General features: G+C 63.3%; 22 protein-coding genes. 20 read left to right on the top strand and 2 right to left on the bottom strand.

Going from position 1 to position 21,757, the window contains the following annotated elements; all coding sequences use genetic code 11:
* Positions 1-222 precede the first annotated feature (222 nt).
* The 20 genes from RS901_RS37165 (at position 223) to RS901_RS37070 (ending at position 20,271) form a co-directional block, all read left to right on the top strand.
* Positions 223-3,261, top strand: coding sequence for an SNF2-related protein (locus RS901_RS37165; RefSeq protein WP_316157833.1), 3,039 nt, complete (start codon positions 223-225; stop codon positions 3,259-3,261).
* Positions 3,258-3,503 carry a hypothetical protein gene (locus RS901_RS37160; protein ID WP_316157832.1) on the top strand — a complete coding sequence of 82 codons (246 nt, stop codon included), beginning with the start codon at positions 3,258-3,260 and terminating at the stop codon, positions 3,501-3,503. The genes RS901_RS37165 and RS901_RS37160 overlap by 4 nt, the downstream gene beginning before the upstream one ends.
* A 484-nt stretch (positions 3,504-3,987) precedes the next feature.
* A complete protein-coding gene (locus RS901_RS37155; RefSeq protein WP_316157831.1) occupies positions 3,988-5,652 on the top strand; it encodes a PRTRC system ParB family protein in 1,665 nt (554 codons plus the stop codon).
* A 66-nt stretch (positions 5,653-5,718) separates the two neighbouring features.
* Positions 5,719-6,174 (top strand): PRTRC system protein E, encoded by a 456-nt coding sequence (locus RS901_RS37150; RefSeq protein WP_316157830.1) that lies wholly within the window; start codon positions 5,719-5,721, stop codon positions 6,172-6,174.
* An 18-nt stretch (positions 6,175-6,192) separates the two neighbouring features.
* Positions 6,193-6,411, top strand: coding sequence for a PRTRC system protein C (locus RS901_RS37145; protein ID WP_316157829.1), 219 nt, complete (start codon positions 6,193-6,195; stop codon positions 6,409-6,411).
* A gap of 99 nt (positions 6,412-6,510) precedes the next feature.
* Positions 6,511-7,641: a PRTRC system protein F gene (locus RS901_RS37140; protein WP_316157828.1), complete on the top strand. Its 1,131-nt coding sequence runs from the start codon at positions 6,511-6,513 to the stop codon at positions 7,639-7,641.
* A gap of 10 nt (positions 7,642-7,651) precedes the next feature.
* Entirely contained in the window at positions 7,652-8,368 is a 717-nt protein-coding gene (locus RS901_RS37135) for a PRTRC system protein B (protein WP_316157827.1), read from the top strand.
* Positions 8,369-8,376: 8 nt separating this feature from the next.
* Positions 8,377-9,018, top strand: a complete 642-nt coding sequence (locus RS901_RS37130; RefSeq protein WP_316157826.1) for a PRTRC system protein A — start codon at positions 8,377-8,379, stop codon at positions 9,016-9,018.
* Positions 9,018-9,812 (top strand): PRTRC system ThiF family protein, encoded by a 795-nt coding sequence (locus RS901_RS37125; RefSeq protein ID WP_316157825.1) that lies wholly within the window; start codon positions 9,018-9,020, stop codon positions 9,810-9,812. The genes RS901_RS37130 and RS901_RS37125 overlap by 1 nt, the downstream gene beginning before the upstream one ends.
* 126 nt (positions 9,813-9,938) lie before the next feature.
* Positions 9,939-11,312 (top strand): IS4 family transposase, encoded by a 1,374-nt coding sequence (locus RS901_RS37120; RefSeq protein ID WP_316157824.1) that lies wholly within the window; start codon positions 9,939-9,941, stop codon positions 11,310-11,312.
* 63 nt (positions 11,313-11,375) lie between these two features.
* Entirely contained in the window at positions 11,376-12,179 is an 804-nt protein-coding gene (locus RS901_RS37115; RefSeq protein ID WP_316157823.1) for a hypothetical protein, read from the top strand.
* Positions 12,180-12,258: 79 nt separating this feature from the next.
* A complete protein-coding gene (locus RS901_RS37110) occupies positions 12,259-12,597 on the top strand; it encodes a DUF3085 domain-containing protein (protein WP_316157822.1) in 339 nt (112 codons plus the stop codon).
* Positions 12,598-12,755: 158 nt separating this feature from the next.
* On the top strand, positions 12,756-13,229 hold the full coding sequence (locus RS901_RS37105; RefSeq protein WP_316157821.1) for a hypothetical protein: 474 nt from the start codon (positions 12,756-12,758) through the stop codon (positions 13,227-13,229).
* A gap of 180 nt (positions 13,230-13,409) precedes the next feature.
* The gene (locus RS901_RS37100; RefSeq protein ID WP_316157820.1) at positions 13,410-13,790 is read left to right on the top strand and encodes a hypothetical protein; all 381 of its coding nucleotides are present in this window, start codon (positions 13,410-13,412) and stop codon (positions 13,788-13,790) included.
* Between the two features lie 203 nt (positions 13,791-13,993).
* Positions 13,994-14,374 (top strand): hypothetical protein, encoded by a 381-nt coding sequence (locus tag RS901_RS37095; RefSeq protein ID WP_316157819.1) that lies wholly within the window; start codon positions 13,994-13,996, stop codon positions 14,372-14,374.
* A 303-nt stretch (positions 14,375-14,677) separates the two neighbouring features.
* Complete coding sequence (locus RS901_RS37090) at positions 14,678-15,049, top strand: DUF4313 domain-containing protein (RefSeq protein ID WP_316157818.1); 372 nt, start codon at positions 14,678-14,680, stop codon at positions 15,047-15,049.
* A 96-nt stretch (positions 15,050-15,145) separates the two neighbouring features.
* Positions 15,146-16,711 (top strand): hypothetical protein, encoded by a 1,566-nt coding sequence (locus RS901_RS37085; protein ID WP_316157817.1) that lies wholly within the window; start codon positions 15,146-15,148, stop codon positions 16,709-16,711.
* Positions 16,712-16,989: 278 nt separating this feature from the next.
* Positions 16,990-18,015: an ATP-binding protein gene (locus tag RS901_RS37080; RefSeq protein WP_316157816.1), complete on the top strand. Its 1,026-nt coding sequence runs from the start codon at positions 16,990-16,992 to the stop codon at positions 18,013-18,015.
* A gap of 92 nt (positions 18,016-18,107) precedes the next feature.
* A complete protein-coding gene (locus tag RS901_RS37075) occupies positions 18,108-19,025 on the top strand; it encodes a hypothetical protein (RefSeq protein WP_316157815.1) in 918 nt (305 codons plus the stop codon).
* Positions 19,026-19,032: 7 nt separating this feature from the next.
* Positions 19,033-20,271: a vWA domain-containing protein gene (locus RS901_RS37070; protein WP_316157814.1), complete on the top strand. Its 1,239-nt coding sequence runs from the start codon at positions 19,033-19,035 to the stop codon at positions 20,269-20,271.
* Between the two features lie 273 nt (positions 20,272-20,544).
* Here RS901_RS37070 and RS901_RS37065 read toward each other — a convergent pair whose 3' ends face one another.
* Both RS901_RS37065 and RS901_RS37060 read right to left on the bottom strand, forming a co-directional pair.
* Positions 20,545-20,958, bottom strand: a complete 414-nt coding sequence (locus tag RS901_RS37065) for a putative toxin-antitoxin system toxin component, PIN family (RefSeq protein WP_316157813.1) — start codon at positions 20,956-20,958, stop codon at positions 20,545-20,547.
* Positions 20,958-21,230, bottom strand: a complete 273-nt coding sequence (locus tag RS901_RS37060; protein WP_316157850.1) for a type II toxin-antitoxin system Phd/YefM family antitoxin — start codon at positions 21,228-21,230, stop codon at positions 20,958-20,960. The genes RS901_RS37065 and RS901_RS37060 overlap by 1 nt, the downstream gene beginning before the upstream one ends.
* Positions 21,231-21,757: the final 527 nt, after the last annotated feature.

Genomic DNA, 21,757 nt, shown 5'->3' with positions numbered 1-21,757 from the left:
CCGCCATCGCGGGAGCAACACACGGCGGCGACGCTGTGCCGCGCCTTCGGGCTGGCCAGCAGCACGGCCGTGCGGCGCTGCGCCGCGGTGGATCTGATTTGCCTTCACCCATACCCCGCACAAGGCGGGGCCTTTTCTATTCTGGAAGCTACAATGTCATCTTGGTACGACCCCTTGCGGGCCATTGTCAGTCTTGGCTCACAAGCCGAGAAGATCGCCCACATGGGCGAATTGCACGCGGCGCGTCAGCGCCACCTCTCGCAGTTTTTCACCCCCGAATCGATTGCCCGCCTCATGTGGGGCGTGGTTGCCGCTTGGTTGCCGGCGCGCAAGGTGTCGATCCTCGACAACTCGGTGGGCTCGGCCCGCCTGCTCCAGTTCGCCGATCCGACTGTGTACAGCCTGTACGGTGTGGACGTTCACGCGCCAACAATCGAGGCGGTGCAGGCGTCCGTGGAAGCCGCAGGCTTCGATGGCAGCTTCCGGCACGCCGGCATGGAAGAGATCCATCCGCGCCACTTCGATATCGCCCTCATCAATCCGCCGTTTTCGATTCATCTTGAGTCGCCGCACCTGAAGCCCTACGACTGCACAAGCTGGGGCCGGTTCGGGGCCAGCACCAGCGCGTTGAGCCACGAGTATGCGCTGGCACAGGCACTGGACGCGGCACAGATTGTGGTGGCCTTGTTGCCTACGAGCTTCGTCGAAAAGTTCGCCGGGCTCTCCATCCCGCACGGTGAGCCGTTCAATGAGGCTGCGCGGCGAGTGGTTGGCGTGTTCGACCTGCCATCCAGTGCCTTCCGCGAGGAGGGCGCTGAGGTGCGCACGTCAATCGCGGTATTCGCGCGGTACCGGGCGCGGCAAGGCGACTATGTGCGTCAATCCCTCACGGATCTGACACAGCCGTTGCCGGCGTTGGCGCTGCAGACGGACGAGCGTTACTTTGGTGAAGCACGCCTCGGCCACCAATTGTTGGACGACGAGGGGCCGGCCATCACGCGGTCAGTGACCTCGCAGAAACGGGTACGCATCGCGCATGACGGGCGGCGCATCGTGTTTGGCTTCGACTGTGGGTTCGTCGAGGCGATGGTGCTCAACCGCGTGCTGGAGCGTCGCATCGTACCGCTGGAAGGCCAGCGCCTGCCGCGCGGATTTCGCTACGCGGGCACGGGCCGGCTGGATCTGGAGGCCTATCTGATGCAGCCTGATCCCATTGCGGCGCTGGGCGACCTGGTCGACATGGTGAAGGCTGCAGGCGGTGAGCCGGAGTTCGCACCGGGATTCCTCGAGCACTTCGGCCGGCGCTTGCGACGCAGTGCGCGACAGATCCTCCCGCTGCGCCATGCAGTCTGGACGACGGGCGTCGGCGCCGCGGATACCCTCACCGGTGTGGCGACAAAGACGCACGTGGTGGATCCGGCCGTGTGGGGCAGCCCGGTCATCAAGGCGGGCCAGGAAGTCCGCTTCGATCGGCAGCCCGATGGCCGCTATCAGTACGACATGCGCGGCAAGCAGTATGCCGTCTCGTTGGATGAGATCACCAGCCGTTATAGCGTCGAGAAATCGGCGCAGGTGTGGGAGATTGTGCACGAAGGACTGGCCAAGCGCTATCCGGGTCAAGCGAGCCGGCTGCACAAGCGCGTGCTCGCGCTGGGGATCGACGCCTGGCTGGACTGGGAATTCCAACAGGAGGACCTAATTGAGCTCCTGATGAAGCCTTGCGGTGCTGTCGCGGCATGGGAGCAGGGGTGCGGGAAGTCGCGGCTGGCCGCGGCGCTGATCCTGTTGTCTGGGGTCAAGCGCGGCCTGATCGTCGTCGAGGCCCGGCTGATCTCGGAGATGCGCGCGGAACTGGCGCAGATCATGCCGTCCTCGGACGTGCATGTGATCGAATCGCCTGAAGATCTGGGTACGCTCAGACGCGTCAACCTAATCGCCTATGAGCGCCTGCGCATGCCGGTGTGCCGGGAGGCTTCCCAGCGCGTCACGTATGCCCACCGGCTGCGCCGTCGTATCGGCCTGTTGGTGGCCGACGAGGGCGAGCGCCTGTCCAACCCGACGAGTGACCAGAGCCGTGCGCTGTGGCAGCTCTCGGCCAAGCGTCGCTACGTGCTGACAGGCAGCCCCATCGCCAACTACCCGCGCGATATTTTTGGACTGATCGCCTTCACGGGCGGTGATGGCACGGCAGCACAGCCCTACGGCTACCGCCGCGGCTATCTGGAGTCCAACTGGCTTGCCACGGTGCAGCACGCTGAGCGTGGCATTGATCGCTTCCGCAGCGACTTCGTCGTGCTGGAATGGGTGACCTGGGAATTCGCGGAAAGCCTGCAGGACGGGGCCAAGCGCGAAGTACCCAAGATCGGCAACCTGCCGCGGTACCGCCAGATGCTGGCGCCGCATGTGAAGCGCCGGCTGGTGTGTGAGCCCGACGTGGCCAGGTATATCCGTATCGAGGCGCCGGCAGTCGAGGTGGTCGAGACGGAATGGGATCCTGCCCACCTGTCGCTCTACCTGCGCACCGCCGACGAGTTCGCCAACTGGTACCGGGATATCCGCAAGGACGGTCGCCCGAACAACTTGATTGCGATTCTTGCCCGCATCCGGGCCGTGCATTTCGCCGCTAATTACCCGCAGCACGGGGTAGAGGGCGTCGGCATGCTGGCGCAGATCACGAGCAAGCAACGTGCCGTCATCGAGCGGCTGGAGGCTATCGCGGCAGAAGGCAAGCAGGCCATCCTGTTTGCGGAGAACCCAGGCGTCATCAACCTCATCGCCAGTCAGTTGAAGACGAGAGGAGTGGAATCGGTCCCGTTCCATGGCGGCATTCCGATCATGAAGCGCGTGGCCGACAAGGACAAGCGATTCGTGGCCGGCAACGCCACGGGGCTCCTATGCACCAAGGCGTCGGGCCGCGCGGGCTACAACCTGCCCAATGCGGACTATGTGCTCTTCTATGACCGCTCGTGGACGTGGCGCATCGAGTATCAGGCGATGCGGCGCGCGCTGCGGTGGAACCGGAAGGGGCAGTTGAAGGTCGTTTACTTCCACCTGCCGGGCAGCATCGACACCTACCAGGACCAGATGGTTGCGCACAAGCGGGACGCCATGGAGGCGGGTCTGGACTGGGCGACACCGGAACTAGACGACGAGGCGTTCCTGCACATGGACACGCTGTTGGATGAATTTGTGGAAGATCTCGCATTGCTGCATGGTCGCGAGGCCCGGGATCATCGAGAACTTCTAAAGGAAGCAGCATGAAAACTGACGATTGCACGATCGCCATTGGCGAGGGCGTAGCCACCGTGAAGCGCCGCAGTACCCGTGGCACGACCGTGGCAAATATCCTCGGCACCGTCGAAGCGGATGGCCTTGAGGTGATCTGCCTGGACCGGCTTGTCCACGGCATCTTTGAGGACAAGCTGGACGGCTGGTGCGTTGGTGGCGCGGTGACCACGCTGCTGTCGCGCCCGATCGGGCCGCGCCAGCCGGCGAGCCGCTAGCCGCCCCTCCCGATCGCCACGCGGTCGCGGGGGTACCATTGCCGATGTCCCTTCCTGTACTTGTCCGCCCTCCGATGATTGGAGGGCGTTTTTATTTGCGCTTGCTGCGGGATTCCAAAAAACAGATTGCAAAATGGTGGGCTTTTGCCGGTTGTATTGCTTCGGTTTGGCGATAAGATGATTTCCCGTAGCCCCCGCTATGGACCCAAGACCTCGCAGAACTTACCCTCCCGTTGCACAGGGTTTCTTTAGTCTGGCGCAATGGCGTTGGGTCGCGGCATCTGGCGTGGCAAGCACGATTGGTTTATCCTTACGGCTACTTCCGCGTCCCTGACGCATCGACCCCGCACCACCCGGTGCACAGCTTTTTGCAGTAAGTTGGCCTCCCGCTTCGCCGGGCTGCCAATCTCTCTTTTGTTATCCCATCGGGAACCTGTTCCCGGTGCGGCTACGGGTTCCCATTTTCGTTCCGGAGAACCCCATCATGCTGAATCCCACCATCGTCGTTGGCAAGATCCATCCTGGCCGCAACCCGCGCAAGTACTTCGATCCTGCCGAAATGGCGGAACTCACCGATTCCGTTCGCGAGAACGGTGTCATCCAGCCGATCCTGATTCGTCCGTTGGGCGAGGACGCCTACGAGCTGGTGGCCGGTGAACGCCGCTTGCGTGCCGCGAAAGCGGCGCACGGCGACGACTATCCCATCCCTGTCACCATCCGCGAGATGTCCGAAGAGGAGGCCGACCGGCTCTCCCTCATCGAGAATGTCCAGCGTGCGGACATGGCTCCCTCCGAAGAAGCCGTGGCTGCCGCCCGGATCGTTGGCCAGCTCAAGGGCGACCGCGAGGAGGCCGCCAAGATCCTGGGCTGGTCCCGCGCCACCCTGGACAAGCGCCTGGCGCTCATGAACTGCAGCACGTCCGTCCTGGATGCGCTCAACACCCGCACCATCCAACTCGGCCACGCCGAACTGCTGGCAACGCTCGCCAAGGACAAGCAGGACAAGCTCCTGCCCGTCATTGTGAGCGAGAAGAAGTCGGTAGCCGAACTGAAGAAGACCATCGAGGCCGCCGCGTGCTGTCTTGCCACGGCGATCTTCGAGAAGGCCGACTGTGCTGCCTGCCCGCACAACTCGTCGTTGCAGACGGAAATGTTCGGCGAGGCCATTGCGACTGGCAACTGCACCAACCGTGTGTGCTACAACCAAAAGACCGACAAGCAACTGGAAGCGGTTGCCTATGGTCTCAAGGACGAGTACCCGGTGATCCGGATTGTGCGTGCTGGTGACAACCACACGCGTGCGCAACTGGTGGTAGACGGTCCGACCGGCGTTGGCGAGGAACAGGCGAAAGCCTGCCACGCCTGCGAGCACTATGGGGCGGCCGTGAGTGCGCTGCCCGATAGCCTGGGCAAGGTCTACCGCGGCCAATGCTTCGATACGGCTTGCAACAGCAAGAAGATCGCCGCACGCATCAAGGCGGAGCGCGACGCCAAGGCGGCTGCGCAGAGGCCGGCCACGACGGCTGCCGATGCGACCGCAACTGCCAAAGGCACAACTAAGGTGCCCGCCGAGGAAAAGGCCGTCACCCACATCAGCGAGACCGAGAAGGTGAAAACCTACCGGGCCGCATTGTGGCGCAGGGCCTTGCGACGCGAAGCCGCCAGCAATGCCGACACCGCCAACAGCTACCTGCTGGCGATGGCGCTGACCGGCCTCTCGCGCAATATCGGTGGCGACACCATGGGCAAAATCTTCGAGAAGCTGACGGACGACAAGGTGTCGACCACCGACTTCAAGAAGAACCTGTCCGCCGTGCACGAAATGGATGCGAGCAAGCGTCAAAACCTGACGATCGGGCTCAGCGTCGCAGCCATCGAGGGGATAGAAGTTCCCCACCTCGTCACGCTGTGCCAGCACCACAAGCTGGACCTGCGCCAGCACTGGAACCTGCAGAAGTCCAAGGACTTCCTGGAACTGCTCACCAAGTCGGAAATGAAGGTGCTGGCCGACGAGCTTGGCCTGCGCGCTGCGCTCGGTGAGAACTTCGCCAAGGTCTTCAACAAGTCCAAGCCGGATCTGATCGAGGCATTGCTCAATGTCGATGGCTTCGACTACGCGGGCAAGCTGCCCAAGGTCCTGCGGTTTTGATCGTAACCGACCACCTCCCGGCGGTCGGTTCTCCCTGTCTATTCCATCTTTCCAAGGATCTATCCCATGTTTCAGGAACTCGTTCCGCTCGTCGCCGCGTGCGACAAGGTTGTGCTCACGCTCACCATGAAGGGTGACGCGATGGCTGTCGTTGTTGCACCGGTGGTTTCCAAGGCCGCTGATGCCGCGCTGGCCACCCCTCTCGCCCTGACTGCCTCGCCGGCGGAACTGGACGAGGGCTTTGCCCAGGCGATCGCCTCGGTGTCTGTCTCGCATCGTTCATTGGCAGAACAGGTCGAAGCCACGGCCTCGATCCTGAACGCCGCGACCAGCGCGCAGTCCACCAAGGCACAGAAGGCACTTAGTAAGGCCAACAGCAAGCCGTCTGCATCATCTTCGGATGACGGGGGCGGGGCTGATGGCACGAACGACGACGAGGAAGGCGAGGGCAAGGCCAAGGCTTCCGCGCCCCAGGCCTTGTCGCCCGAGCCGAGCGGCACCAACCTCGCTGACCTGCTGTAACGGAAAAGGAGCCACACCATGAGCCTGACCGTCCAGCAACTGACCCGTGAGTTCAGCTACAACGGCATGACCCTGATGGATCCTGGCCTGGCATTCACGCCCGACCAGGTGCGCGACATGTACACCGCCCAGTACCCCGAGCTGACCACCGCCACGGTGGACGGCCCGGAGCACAACGGCACCGTCATGCGCTACACGTTCGTGCGAGCCGCCGGCGCCAAGGGTTGCCATGCGTAAGTGTGAATTGATGCAGGCACTGTCCAGCCCGGACTTTTGCCTGCGTTCCAACCAGAAGCCGCCACAGGCGGCTTTTTTACATACTGAGGAGATGGAATCGTGCTGTTCGATCCTCGCCCGACTAATGAATGCTTCATTGAATCAGGACCCGGCTGGACGCCATCGCGACAGCCTCCTGCTGCCCGACGTCGACCTGCCCATGGCTTTCTGACGCTGCCCACGCTGGCGGCGGACATTCCCGCCAGCGGGAAGCTCCAGTACGGCGAGGGCGCTGACACATTCAGGCTGATTCGCAAGCAGTTCGAAACCGGCGTCCTCGCGGCCCGGGACGTGAAGGGTGCGGCCAGTGCCGGTGACGCGTTCGCGCAGGCCATGTTTGCCTGGCTGCGCCGGCGCACGCCCAAGTGCAAGCGGCTGAACTTCTCGTTCGCGTTGCTCGACTTGGCTGCCGCAAGGGAGCAGGTCGATCAGTTCGACCACGACGACGAGCTCCATGCGCCGCTGTACTTGGCGATCGAGCTGGAGGGAGAGAACGTGTTCGAGATCGGGGAGCGTGCCGACGTAATGCGCCGCGCCGATCCGGCCTTGCTGTACACAGCCATTCACCTCGTCAACGAGGCGGCGGGCCGATCGCTCTTCGTGCGCGCCCCTGACGAACTGGCGGACATGTTCGCCCGTTGGTGGTGGGAGTGTGATCCGACCATGAGCGATGAGGACGCGCGGGAGTTTCTCGCCGAGCGCTTTGGTGACGACGGTTGCGAGATCGAGCGCTACCTGCCGTCCACGGTACTGCCAGTGCTGGCCCCGGACGACGCGGTGCCGGCGTTCGCGCGCCGCGACAAGAAGCGGCGCATCGACTGCCTGCGCGCCCCGCAGCTGGAGGCGCTGGCGGGGCGCAACCGCGGCCTACCACGCCGCATTTGCCTGGCGCTGCTGGATCTGCAAGCGGTACTCGCCCGCACCCGGCGCAGCCGGGCGCTCAACCACGCGCAATGGGCGGAGCCGGCCTACTCGGCGGCGACGCTCTGCATGTGGAAGGAGCACTGGGTCGGTCAGATCCTCGATGACCACTTTGATTCTCTGAACTGCGGCGGCGAGGCCACGATGTACCAGTCGCTGATCCCGCTGGCAGATACGCCGCGCGCCATCCGGCGCCAGTTCAAGCAGCTGGCCGACATGATGGACGTCATCGCCGCGCTCGACCGCGTTCTCACATTGATTTCCGAATAGGAGGGGCTACATGGCCAAAATTCATAGTGCTTCACGCGACCATGACGTGGCCCTGCAAGGGGCCATTCTGCTTTATGGGAGCGGCCTCAGTGCGTTTTCGTATGCCACCGCTCACCGCATCGTCACCGACGGTCAGACGGGGCGACCCGTGATCGGCGCGGGCACGCCACTGAACCGGCCCGCGCTGATCCAGGCTGTGCGTCAGGTCGCAGAGGCATCGCTGCCCAAGGGCGAGTTCCTGACGCCCAACGTGCTGTCGATCGGCCCGGATGCCATCACCTGGTGGTGTCCGCCCGGCAATCGCCGTGTGTTCTTCAACTGTGAGGAGCTGGGCGATCGCAGTGCCGTGACGCCTCATCCCGGTCTGGTCTTTCACGCGTCGCCCGCCGGCTTTCGTGTGTTTGCCCTGATCGAGGACGAGCGTCCGACGCCAGATTCGATGCTGTACGAGCCGCCTTACTTCAATACCTGGGACCACGGGAAGATCTGTATCGGCACGGCACACGTGCCCAAGCAGATCGACGCAGCGTCTATAGCGGGCTGGGAAGAGGCGTTCTTTGCCTCGGCCTTCACACATCCTAATCACGGTGGCAGGCGTGTCGATCATGCTGATGGCTTCTATGCCTTCTGGCGCGACATGCTGGACGGAAGGTTTTCAACCTTCCCGAAAGCCGCCCTCATCCCGATGAACCAATCACTCGGCAAGCTAATCGCCGGGCAATTCTGAGACTGAACATGCATCCGATGGACATAACCCTGCAGCGATCCTTTCCGAGCGTGATGGTGCCGCGCTTCGGCGATCTGGCGCCGTTGGAAACCACGGGAGAGCGCCTTCTCATCGCCGCCAACGGCGTATTGCTGGAAGTGTCGCGGTCGTGGCTGCGACTCGTGCGCTGCGTGGCCCAGTTCGAGGTCAAGACCGCCGTGCCGTATGGCGTCGCGGCCGAGACGACGGACCTGCGCTGCGGCAGGCTGCCTGCGACCCTGATCGGGCAGTTTGCCGAGATGGCGCGTGCGGCCATGCCCAACGAGACCGGCGGCTGGATCGTCTGGAATTCGACTACCAGCGAATTCCGGCTGGTGCCGGTCACGATCCTGTCGCACGGACACGGCCATTTGCAGTACGAACGACCGGCGCTGGCTGACGGCGAGGTGTTGGTGGTGGACTGCCATTCGCACGGCAACTTTCCGGCGTTCTTTTCATCGACCGACAACGGGGACGACCAGCATGACGTGAAGTTCGCGTTCGTGATGGGAAATTGCCTCGCTGCGACGCCGTCGCTAAGCTTGCGGCTCTGCGCCAAGGGAATCTTCGAGGCTGTCGAGCGTGTACCGAGCGACTGGTACGCGGCGGCGCGGGCCCAGGAGGTGGTGTGATGACGTTCGAACACCATATTCCCGAAACGATGCGCATCAATGCGTGGAAAGTCGTGGTGGTGGGCGCTGGCGGTACCGGCAGCGCCTTGTTGCCAGCGCTGGCGCGTCTGCACCACGCCATGCTCGAAATCGGCCACCCCGGCGGTATCGAGTGCACGGTCTACGATGACGACACGGTGAGCGCGACCAACGTCGGCCGCCAGGGCTTCTACCCGAACGACGTCGGCCAGCACAAGGCGACCTTGCTGGTGAACCGGCTGAACCTGCTGATGGGCACCCGCTGGGAAGCCCGCCCGCGACGGATCGGCAGTCAGGATCGCTTTGTCTGCGACATGGCTATCGGTTGCGTGGACTCACGGGCGGCGCGCAAGGCCATTCTTGGCGCGCTCGAGCGTGGCGCCGGTGGCTACTACCTGGATTGCGGCAACGAGACTGACCGCGGGCAGGTCATTCTTGGCCAGGTGCGCGGCAAGCGGGAAACCCGCCTGCCCCACGTGGGCGACTTATTCCCGGAACTGATCGATCCCAAGGGCGACAAGGCGGACACGACGCCGTCCTGCTCGATGGCCGACGCGCTGCGCAAGCAGTCGCTGGTCATCAATCAGGCGATCGCGGTGCAGGCCTTCAACTTGCTGTGGACGCTCTTCAGAACCGGCACGCTGAAGTACTCGGGCGTGTTCGTCAACCTGGAAGCCGGGCGTACCAATCCGCTGCCGATCGATCCCGTCGCATGGGCCAGATTTGGCTACGCGGTGGCCTCCAAGCCCGCGCGCAAGCGTGCCAAGGCTGTATGACGGCGCGTCGCGATTCCATGCACCCCACCCCCGGACTGATGCTCTGAGCTTTACCCACAAGTCCGGTTGTAAACCGGATCGGACGGTGTTAACTTTCGTCCATTCTGTTGATGCAGCGGCAGCGGATTGGCGATCGGGAACGACACGGAGGACTGGGCGAGCGAGGAATTCGCAGCGGCGAATCTCGGTGACGCACGCCTGTCGTACCGGCTGGTGGCACTGGCCCGACAACTGTCGGCCAGTCCCCACACGTCGCTGCCGCAGGCTCTGTCGCCTGCTGAACTGAAGGCGGCCTACCGATTCTTTGACAACGACCAGGTCGACACCGACGGTGTACTGGCGCCGCATATCGCGCAGACGCTGCACCGTATGGAGCAGATCCCGGTGGTGCTGGCGATACAGGACACAACCGAATTCAACCTGACGCATTTGCCTGCCACAGAGGGTCTGGGGCGCGGTAACGGTGGCAATGAGCGTGGGTTCTTGATGCACAGCCTGCTGGCGGTCAGTCCGGAAGGTTTGCCGCTCGGCGTACTGGGCATGAAGACGTGGGCACGTCCTGAAGGAACCGAGGGCAGCGCCGCGCGGCGCAAATCCCGACCCATCCATGAGAAGGAAAGCATCAAGTGGATCGAGGGGCTTGCGCACCTCTCGGCGCTGAAGTCGCGCTGTGAGCACACGCAACTCATTGGCATCGGCGATCGCGAAAGCGATGTCTATGAACTGTTTGCTGCGCAACGCGCGGACGGGGTGGACTGGCTGGTGCGCGCGGCATGGAACCGCTGCGCCCGCCATCCCCAGCGCTATCTGTGGCAAGCGGTGCTGGACACCCCCGCAGCAGGTCAGACCGAGTTGCAGGTGCCAGCCAGAGGGACTCGTCCCCAGCGCACCGCACGCCTGACATTGCGATACGCATGCGTACGTTTGCGACCGCCTCAGACACGAACCCGTTTGCCCGAGCTGGACGTCTTCGCCGTGCATGTCATCGAGGACGAACCGCCGGCCAATATCGAGCCAATCGAATGGATGCTGCTCACCTCGGTGCCCACACACTCGCCCGCGCAAGCGCTTGAGCGGCTGCAATGGTATGCGCGGCGCTGGACGATCGAGACCTGGCACCGGGTGCTCAAGAGCGGCTGCCGCATCGAGGCCCGCCAGTTCGGCACGCTCGAGCGCTTTGTTCGGGCCACCTCCCTGTTCGCGGTCATTGCCTGGCGTATCCTCTACACCACGCTGCTGGCACGGCTGGACGGTGACCTGCCTTGTGAAGTGGTCCTCCAACCCGTCGAATGGCAAGCCCTGTATTGTCGCGTGCATCGAACCACCCGGCCGCCGGACACGGTGCCGTCGCTGCATCAGGCGATACGATGGATTGCGACCCTGGGCGGCTACCTGAATCGCCGTCATGATCCACCACCTGGCGCCACGGTCATCTGGCGAGGCTTCCTCGTTTTGCACGAAATCACCGAGATGTTCCGCATCTTTAATTCAGGCCCATAACTTGTGGGTAAAGCTCAGGACTGATGCTCGGGGGTTTTTTTCAACTGCGCAATTGCAAGGCGCGTGTCCAGGCTGATACCATCACTGCACTTCTCGCGTCTCTGGCGCATCGATTTTTTCAATCCTGACTGCCGTCAGGCCTTCATCACCCGCAGGGGCATTGTCCCTTGCGGCTGTGCTCCTGTATTTTTTTGGAGCACACACGTGATTCAGACTATCCAGATTGACCCGTGCCAGCTCAAGGCCATCGCCTTGCTTGCGCCCAAACAGGACCAGCGGTACTGGCTCAACGGCGTTTTCGTCGAGGCCATGCCACGGGAGACACGACTCGTTGCCATGGACGGCCAACGCATGGGCGTGTTCCGCGCAGAGAAGGCCAACCAGCTTGGCGACGCCATCTGCGTAGGCTGCATCCTTCCTCACAATGTCATCGAATGCGTGAAGCCGGTGCGCGGCAAGTTCGGCTGCTTGGAGCTGCGCCTCGATACAGAGCGGCTCGGCTGGGCCGAACTGACGCACGGCGGCACGCCATTCGAGTTTGTGCGGCCCGATGCGGGCTATCCCATCTACCGCCGTGCCATCGGTCCCCATCGGGGGAGCGGTGAACCGGGGCAGTGCGACCCGCGCCACCTCTATGACTTCCACCGCGTCTTCCAGGCGCTGGAGGGCAGGTTCGCCACTGACCGCGGCGGCGTCTTTCTCCATCACAACGGTTCCGACAATACACGCGTCAGCCTCCACGGGCGCGAAGACTTTGTCGGCACCGTGCGACCACGCAAGGGTGACGGCCCGGCACTGCTCTCTTGGGCGGATTCGCCGGCCCCCGTCGCACGCGTGGACGCCGCTGTCCTGGCAGAACCTGCTTAACCCCTGACCGTCTGTCTTCTTTCCTTGCGGGGCACAGCCCCTCGGGGGCTCGCTCCGTTCACCCTTTCAGGAGCAATCCATGCCTCAAATTACGCTTTCCCGTTCTCAGGTTGAGTCCCTTGTCGCCTTTTGCGACGCGGCGAAGTCCGAGCGGTTTTTCATCGCGAAGGACCATGGCGCCTATGTGGGATACAGCACCGGCAGCAAGCCGGAGCAGCAATGCCTGTACTACTTTAAGGGGTGCAACCCCGCGACCGATGCCGATTTCTATGAGAACTCCCACCGCGGCTTCGGTGGTGACGACTTCGGTGAGCGCCTGTCGTTGACCGGTCTCAAGGAGGTCTTGGCCAACGAGCAGTGCAAGAGCGTCCGGATCACTGTTACCGCCCGTTCTATCCGGATCGATGGGTACGCCTGAGTGGCTCCACAATCCGTGCACGCCCTGCTAACATAGCAGCACTTCTCGCGTCTTCGACGCATCGACCTCGCCAGCATTTTGTGCCGGCACAGCTTTTCTCTCCCACCACGGGCCTTCCTGCCCGTGGGCATGTTGGCCCATTTTCTTGCGAGGCCATCATGTTCAAGCGTTTCTTCCTGTTCGTTGCCATTGTCAGCCTGTACCTGTTCACCGGCTGCGCTGCACAGTCGTCGCCTAACGTCTATCGCAGATCCGACGCCATGCGCGCCGGATCTGCGGAGCAGGTGACGGTCGTGCGCGTGCGCAATGTCACCGTCGCCGGCGACAGCATGCTGTCGGCCAGTTCCGGAGTACCGGCCATCCTCAGCACGGTGGTTGGCGCGGTACTTGGTGCACGTGTGATAGGCAACGGCGACGGTCGTTACATCGCTGGCGCGCTCTCGGGCACGGCAGCGGGTGTCATCGGCCAGGTTACGGCGACGCACCTGTCGCAGCGCGACGGTGTGGAGGTTATTGTCCGCACGGACAGCGGCCGCCAGATCGTCGTGGCGCAGGGCTCGGAACAGCAGTTCGTCACTGGCGAGCGGCTGTTTCTGGTGTCGTCGGGCAGCGGCTATCGCCTGACGCGTTGATCGAGAGGGCCGAGTTGCTGGCCCTCCCTTTTCCTGCAAGCCCCAAGCGGTCTCGCTTGGGGCCTGCGCTTTTGATGGCGTCCCTGACGCATCGAAATCCATGCCTGGTACTGCCAGGATCATCCCTTGCACCCACGGGGCACCGCCTCCGTGAGCGGCGTCCCATTTCTGGAGCCGCTTATGCAAACGGTAACCCCGATTTCAACCGAAGGTATGACCGTCGACCAGGTCACCAACCTGCTGGCGCGCACGCTGCGCGCGATCGAACTCGAACCCGAGTGGATCGTCGCCGCGAACTTCCTTGCCGATGCTAACGAGGCGCGATATGGCCTGTTGCCCGGTGCGGACTGGCCTGCAGAGCATGCCCGCCACCGCTTTGCCGTCTCGGTGGAGCGCGGCATATCGGAAGGCTGGCGCGTGCATGTCGATCACATCGCGACCGCCGTGGAAGGGCCTACCGGCAGCGCAATTCTGCGCAAACTGGTTACGGCCAAGATGTTCAACCGCGATCAGGCATGGCAGACGGCGCGCGTCATCAACCGCGCCCTCGACCTCGATTGATCCGTCTGTGCGGGGATGCGTGGCGCCCTTGGCCGCTGCGCATGCCGCGCAAGAGAGCGCTTGCTCAATCGAAAGGCGATTCACAAACACTCTTTGATCGCGTCCTCGACGCATCGAACCCTCGTCTGGTTTGCCCAGACCCTACCCATCGCGGGACACTGTCCCGCTGGGGATGGCTGTCCCGTGCTTTCCTGAGACTGTCCATGAAAATCCCCAAATCCTTTAACCAACCGCATCAGCCCGGCAATGCCGCAGCCTGTGCAACCCTCAAACGCGATGCTTCCCGCATCATTCGCCGCCTGGCGAGCGATATCGGCCTGCGTCAGCGCGACTTCACCGTCCGCGAACGCCGACGCCGCCGCCACCAGACAGATCTGTATGCTCTGCATACCGACACGCTGTACGTGCAGATTGCCCACGCGCCGCAGCAGAACGCGGCCCGCCTGAGCTTTCGCACATGCCGCGGGCGCGATGACCACACCGGTGGGCGCGACAATGCGGTCTGCCTGCAGTCGATCGGCTCGCCCGAAGGCTATGCCTCGCTCGTTGCCACGCTGCGCGTGGTGGCGGGACGGCGCGGTTGAGGGGGTACCCATGACGACCCTCATCAAAGTCACCTTCACGTCCACCTCGGGCGAGGAGACCACTTCGTCGTGATTCTTGGCGGTGCCATTGCTGGCCTGCTCCTGTGGGCGGGCCAAAACGGGAAGCGCGTTCACAAGGATTAAGCGATGCGCGGTCCTCACAAGGGCTAGCCCCATCGATCCTCTCAGGTGTCCGGATTCCTTGGACGTCTGCTCTGATGCACCCCCTTGCGGGTGCGTTTTCTTTTCTACCCACGCGGGGCATGTCCCGGTGGGGCGGCTCCGCACTCAGGAGTCTCCCACATGGAAGACCTCATCATCGGCGCTGGCATGGCCAGCTACCCCGCCGGCGTGCACCTGCGCGTCCATGTCTACCAAAGCAACCTTCGCCCGGCGCTGTCACTGATCTGCGCCGACGATTTCGTGCCCTTTGCCGATCTCACGGTCAATGTTCCGCAGGAGCATCTGGCGGACGACGAGGTGTTCGTGGCGTCCTGGAACGTTCCAGAAGACGTGCTTGAGGCGCTGCTGGTGACGGACTGGTTCGTGCCGGTGCGCACCATCGCCGCAGGTCACACGCGCGGCCCGGTCTGGAAGATCCAGTCGGCCGAGCTGCTTGCATGGATTGTCGACGCCCGCGCCGAAGCCGCTGCGGATGCGCCGGCAATGGCCTGACTGTCAACGCGAGCTGAGCCTCGCACCGCCATTTCCTTTCCACCCAGACGGGGCAACGCCCCGATGGGTGTGCTCCGTTCGCTCCCGGAGCATTCCATGTACGTTATTACCACTGGCCCGGAACGGGTCGAAACCCGCACGACGCTTGCCGGCGTGCTGGCGTTCCTGAACCTCGAACCCGGCCCGAAGCGGGGCCTGCGTGCCGAAGACATTGGCGTGCGCCATGTCGAGCGTGGCTCGATTCCCGTTGTGCAGCTGCCGTCGGGCCAGTTCGCGGTGCGGCCCGCCGGCGACACCAAGGCGGTCCTCACGTCCATCCTGGATGAGGTGGAGCGCTTCGTCATCCGTCCGGGCGGCAAGGTGCTGCACCCGCATGAGATGAGCCGCACGTCGTGGCAAGCAGTCGCTGCCGCTGGCCGACTGGCCGTCTTCACCAACGAGGCGGTCGACCCCGACCAGGTTGCGAACCCCGGCTCTGAAAACCTCGATCTATTTGACGTGGCCGAGCCCTTCGACGCCTATACGTTCGTGTGTACCGAGTTCGATCGGCGCTTCGGCTACGGGACCAACGGTCCGGAGTACTCGCCGGGTGCTGGCATCAACTGTCGCCACGAGGTGCACGTCGCCTACGCCTTGCAGCGCGGCGAACCCGTGCGCGACTGCATCCTGAACGCCTATCGCGGCGGAGGGGACGTCTCTGACGCGGGCCGCCATGACCTGCACTGGCTGCCAACATTGATTGCGGTGCCCGCGCTGCGTGGTGCCCTGTCGGCAAACAAGCTGCGGGCGCTGTGCTCGGTGATGCGTCACGACAAGCTGGCGATCACGGCGCGCAATGCCGCCCGCCTCATCGCACTGGTGAAGCCTTTGCGAGACGACTGCAGCTATGTCGACGTCGAGGATGCACTGTTTGCCGCTCAGGTAATTCCGCCGCTGTCCGCGCCGTTGGGGAAGGCGCCGACCGGGGATTACGCCAATCCGGTGTCGCCGCTGTCCGCTCGCCTGCACGCCCTGATTGGTGCAAAGCGCTATGCGGAACGCACGGAGCGGGTACACGCTGAGCGGGCCAAGGGCAATTTGAGCGAGCGCCGGTATCAAGGCGAACTCGCCATGGCCGCCGTCGAACGCGATCACGGCAGCTTCAGCTGGCCCAACCGATTCGCGCTGGCTGTCCTGCAACGCGACATCGCGACGCTGCTGCAAACGCTCGACACGCCGAACGACCGCAACACGTCGTCCAAGCGTGCCCTGCGCGAGGAGTGCGGCGTGGTGCTGACCGGCGTGCCGGCCGCCACGCGGCGCCGTCGCATCTTCGAGATGTGCGGCTTCTCCGAATCCGAGCAGCAGCAATGGGAGGCGCAGGCGCTGGCTGCGCGATCGGAACGCCTGCAGGCAGCAGATGCAGAGGGGGCGTGCAGGCGTGCCGAAGCGTCGCGCTGGAAGCTCGATGGCCAGTTCATGAATGGTCGCGAGTACGTCGATCTGTGCATCCGTGAGGGCTTCAGCCAGATCCGTCATTTCCCACGTGGCAGCGCGCGGGTCTACTACATCGAGCAGCCCGCTACGCGCACCATCCGGCGCTTGCAGGTCAAAGATGGGACGCTGGCTTATGCACGGTCGCGACTGGCCACGGCGCGTCCGGCGCTGGCCATGGCTGCCTGACCCATTCATGCATTCCCCCGGCCGCGCCGGGGGACGTCTTCTCCCCCGAAAGAGACACCGAATTCGTCGTGTTTCGGCGTGCAGTAGGCACGGCATTGCCTGTAGGCTTTCCGATAGAGCATTGTTCGCACTGGTAAGGATCAGTCCAAACAGCGTTTTACCCGCGTCCTTGGACGCATCGACCCCTGCCAGCACCGCTGGCGCACTCATGAACTTCCCACAGGGACACCGTCCCTGTGGGGCCGGTGACTTTGTGGGACTCCGATTCAGGAAATCCCATGAAAGTGAATCCGTTTCAACTGCAATCCCTGCTCGCGGCCTTCATCCCCGCATGCCTGCCAGTCCTCATCACCGGGGCCCCTGGCATCGGCAAGAGCGATATCGTTGCCGAAGCCGCGCAGGCTGCCGGCTACGACCTGCTGATCTCGCACCCCGTGGTGGAGGATCCGACCGACTCCAAGGGTCTGCCATTCCCGGCGGCTGATGGAGCCGGTGCCCGCTTCCTGCCGTTCGGGGATCTGGCCACGGCGCTCAACAGCAAGCGCCCGCTGGTCTGGTTCATCGACGACCTCGGGCAGGCCTCGCCGGCCGTCCAGGCCGCCAAGATGCAGCTGCTGCTCGCACGCCGCATCGGTGAGCATGTCCTGCCTGACCACGTCACCTTCGTCGCTGCGACCAACCGGCGTATCGACAATGCAGCGGTGTCCAATATCCTTGATCCGTTGAAGTCCCGCTTCAGCACCATCGTGGAGCTGGAGGCAAGCATCGAGCATTGGACGCGTTGGGCGGTCGCGAAGAGCGTGCCGCCCGAGCTGATCGCCTTTCTGCGCTTCCGCCCTGACTTGCTGATTTCGTCGGAGCGCAGCAAGGAGACGGAGAACCTGCCCTCGCCGCGCGGCTGGGGGCACGTGGCGCGGCAGATGCCGGTGGTGCCGAAAGGCATGGAGATCATTGCTTCCGCCGGCGCGGTGGGCGAGGGCGCAGCGCTCGAGTTCCAGTCGTTCCGCCAGATCTATCGTGAGCTACCCAGCGTGGACTCGGTCCTGGCTGCGCCGGAATCCGCCCGGATCCCGGACAACGTGGCCTCGCAGTACGCCATCAGCTCGGCGCTGGCCGCGGTCTCCAATGAGAACAACTTCGATCGGGTGATGGTGTATGCCAATCGCCTGTTCGATGCCCATCTCGGCGAGTTTGCTGTGATGCTCGCCACCGACGCCGCGCGCCGCGACACGCGTATCTGCTCAACCCCTGCCTGGATCAACGCGCAGGGTGGCAAGCTCGGTGAGCTGCTGCTCGGCAACTGATCCAATCTCTTTTCTCTTCATCCCGTGACGGCGAGCCACCTGGTTCGTCGTGTCTTTTCTCTGCCTCATCCATCCCATTTTCAGGACTCATCATGAACATACAAGACCTTACCAAGCGCGTAATGCTCGCCACCTTCAACACTTCGGTGTGGCGCGCACGCAAGTTCGACACCCGGGCCACCGAGGAAGTCGAAGCCAACCATGACACGAAAGACATCGGCCGTTTCAACAAGAAGCTGCTGACCGAAGGAGCCACGTCCTACAAGGAGGTGTGCGCGATCGCCAACCGTGCTCGCGCCTACTTCGATGCGCACAGCCTGGACTACGACCAGCTGGGCGTGCGCCTGTTGCCGACCGACATTTACATGGAGGTCGCCGACCGCCAGCGTCAGTTCCAGGACGAGTTCAACGCGGCGACGGCCGTGTTTATTGCCGACTACCCGCGCCTGAAGGAGGAGGCAAGGGACGCGCTGAATGGTCTCTTCGATGAGGCGGACTATCCGACCCAGGCGGAGCTGGCTAAGAAGTTCGGCATGCGTCTCGCGGTACTGCCGTTCCCCGACGCGAGCCAGTTTGATATTGCGCTGCCGGCCAACGTGCTGGACGGGCTCAAGGCCGATATCGACTCGCGCGTGCTCGGTGCGGTGAAAACCGCGAACGACGACCTGGTCGGTCGGCTTTTCGAGGCTGTGCAGCACTTCGCCAACCGCCTGTACGGGGCGACGAACGTGCGACTGGACGTGGCCGACAAGGTGCGTGAGCTGAGCGCGTTGCTGCCCAAGTTGAACTTCTCCGGGGATCCGGCGCTCACGCGCATCCTGGACGAGACGCGACAGCATCTGGCCGCCTACAGTGGGCTGGACCTGCGCAATTCGAGCGACCTGCGAAAGCAGGTGGCCGAGAAGGCGATGGAGATCGAAGCGCAGATGGCCGCCTTCATGGGTGGGCCGCCTCCTTCGCCGGTGGCGGTAGTGCCGGCCTCGCCGATGTTCGACCTGCTCACCGCGTGAGGGCGTCATGCGCGATCGAATCTCGAAGCAGCGTTCCCAGCTCATTCTGTCGCAGCCGTTCTTCGGGGCGTTGCTGATGCGGTTGCAGCTGGTCGAGGATCCGTCGTGCAAGACATTCTGGGTGGACGGCGTGTCGCTGGGTTACAACCCGGCGTTCGCCACCACCCTGAGCGATCTTGAACTGCGCGGCTGTCTGGCCCATGAAGTCCTGCATCCGGCCAACGGGCATTGCTGGCGCCGAGGCGTCCGTGACCCGGACCGCTGGAACAGGGCTTGTGACTATGCGATCAATCCGTTGGTGCTCAATGCCGGCTTGCAGTTGCCAGCCGGGGCGCTGATTGACGGTCGCTTCCTCGGCAAGTCCGCCGAGGAGATCTATGCCATGTTGCGCCAGGAGGCGGCGGACAAGCAGAAGCAGGAGCCACAAGCTCAGTCGCAGCAGTCGCCACAGCAACAGGCTGGCGACGGCCAGGCCAGCGGGAAGGATCCGTCTGCCAAGGCTGATGACAAGGGGGGACAGCGCAACCACGCCGGTAACGGCGCGCCGCAGGCCTCCCCGGACTACACACCAGGCGAGGTGCGCCAGCAGCCGCAGGACCAGCAACAGACGCTGGCCAACGAGTGGAAGGTGGCCACCATGCAGGCAGCGAAGGCGGCCGCCATGCGCGGGAAGCTTCCGGGTAACCTGAGCGCGATGGTGGATTCCGCCACGCGGCCGTCCGTGGACTGGCGCGCCTTGCTGCACCGCTTCGCGTGCGAGCAGATCCGGAATGACTACAGCTGGGCCTTGCCGAACCGGCGGTACACCCACATGGGGCTGTACCTGCCGGCGCTGCATGACCAGTCCGTGGGCGACGCGGTGTTTGTGCGCGACTCCAGCGGATCGGTGTTCGACGAGACGCAGCGACAGTTCGGGGCGGAGATCGAAGCGGTCTTCACCACGCTTCAGCCGCGGCGCCTCTTCGTGCTGGACTGCGACACACGCGTGGCGCAGGCGCAGTGCTTCGAACATGGTCAGGCTATTGAGCTGGGCTCTGTGCGGGGCGGCGGTGGCACGAGCTTCGTGGCGCCGTTTGCCTGGCTGGAGGAGCAGGGGGTTCACCCCGCCTTCCTTGTCTACCTGACCGATATGGACGGGAAATTCCCGGCTGCCCCACCGGCGTATCCCACGTTGTGGGCCTCAACTAAGCCGCTCGATCGGATTGCCCCGCCGCCGTTTGGCGAGGCGGTGGAGGTCATCGTTTGAACCAACCCCGGGGCTTGCTCCGGGTTTTTTATTGCCGGAACCTATTCATAGACAAGATTGCGCGTCAATCAACCGAAATAGACAGTAGACCGGGAGTGTCCGCTAACAATGGCGCCTCGGCAGGGAGCAACAAGCGACGGAGAGCGCGACGAATTCAGAGAAACAGGGGTTAGCAGTTGATACAGAACGGCGATGCTGTCCGGTTGGGGCGTACCTAACCCGATGCCACGCCGATTGTTTTTCCAAGCAAGATGAGTATTGCCGTGCAAGTAATCAAATTCCATGGCGTGCCCAGAAATCCGTGGGCGTCACGATGGGATAGCGATCCGCCAGCGCCAACAGGTCCTTGTCGCCCGTGACCAGGTACTGGGCCTTTGCCGCCAGCAGCGTCAACAATATAGGCTGATCGGCAGGGTCGCGCAGCGCCTCGTCTGGCGTGCCGCTCGGCTCGACTATCTCAGCCAAGAACATGAGGCTGTCAGCCAGGTCGCGTATTTCCGTCGCGGTCATCTGGACTCTGGGCAAGCGTGGTAGCACCCGAATCATCTCATCCAGGATGTAACGCGATAGCACCACGTCCAGACCGCCTTGCCGCCAAGCGGCGACGATGCGTCCCGGCACACTGCCCGGATAGGCCAGACCCGATACGAGGACATTGGTATCGAGCACAACGCGCAATCCAGGCATCAGCGCTGTTTCCGCACCGCCGTCACCGCGGCGTCGATCTCGGCTAGACCTTCCTCGGCCGGCACGCCGGCATAGGCTTCGGTGATGCGATTGTTCAGGGCGTCGAAACGCTCCTGCATACGCCGGATGCGGGCGAACAGTTCAGCATCGACTAGGGCCGCGACTGGCTTTCCATCTTTGTTGATGACGATGCTGTCGTGGCGATACTGCACCTGGTTGAGCATTTCGCCTAGGTTTTGCCGAAAGTTCACGGCACTGACTTCGGTAATCATCATGCCCCCATGATCATATTGATTGATATGGTCATTATGATGGAATTTAAGCATGGTGTCCACCGGCAACACCTTCCCATGGCAATCCGGCCGTCCCGCGGTAGGAACCCGCTTGAACACAGCAGACAGCGCACGTCGGTCTCGCGTTTCGCCACGCTGTACGAGGCCGCGGGCCCTGCAGGGTTTTTGCGAGCGGGGGAGGGGCAGGCCTGGTGGCAGTGGCCTCGCGAATCCTCTTATCACCCAGCCAATGTCCCGGGGTATTTTCCCGGTGCCCGTCATAAATGTGCTCAAGACTGCACGCAAATCAGCCGAAATAGACAGTAGACCGGAAGTGCCCACTAACAAATAGCGCTTCCGCAGGGGAGTAACAAGCGACAAAGAGCGCGATGAATTCAGAGCAACAGGGGTTAGCAGTTGATACAGAACAGCAATGAGATACAAAAATGGGGGGCAATATCGCGTTATCGCGCAACGGCGCTATACGAGCAATGGTGTCAGGCCTTCAAGGCTCGTCAGACCGCGCT

It is taken from the genome of Cupriavidus sp. BIC8F, assembly GCF_032465815.1.
Taxonomy (GTDB): Bacteria; Pseudomonadota; Gammaproteobacteria; order Burkholderiales; family Burkholderiaceae; genus Cupriavidus; species Cupriavidus necator.
The sequence above is the reverse complement of the archived record's forward strand: the minus strand, read 5'-3'. Positions and strand labels throughout refer to the sequence as shown.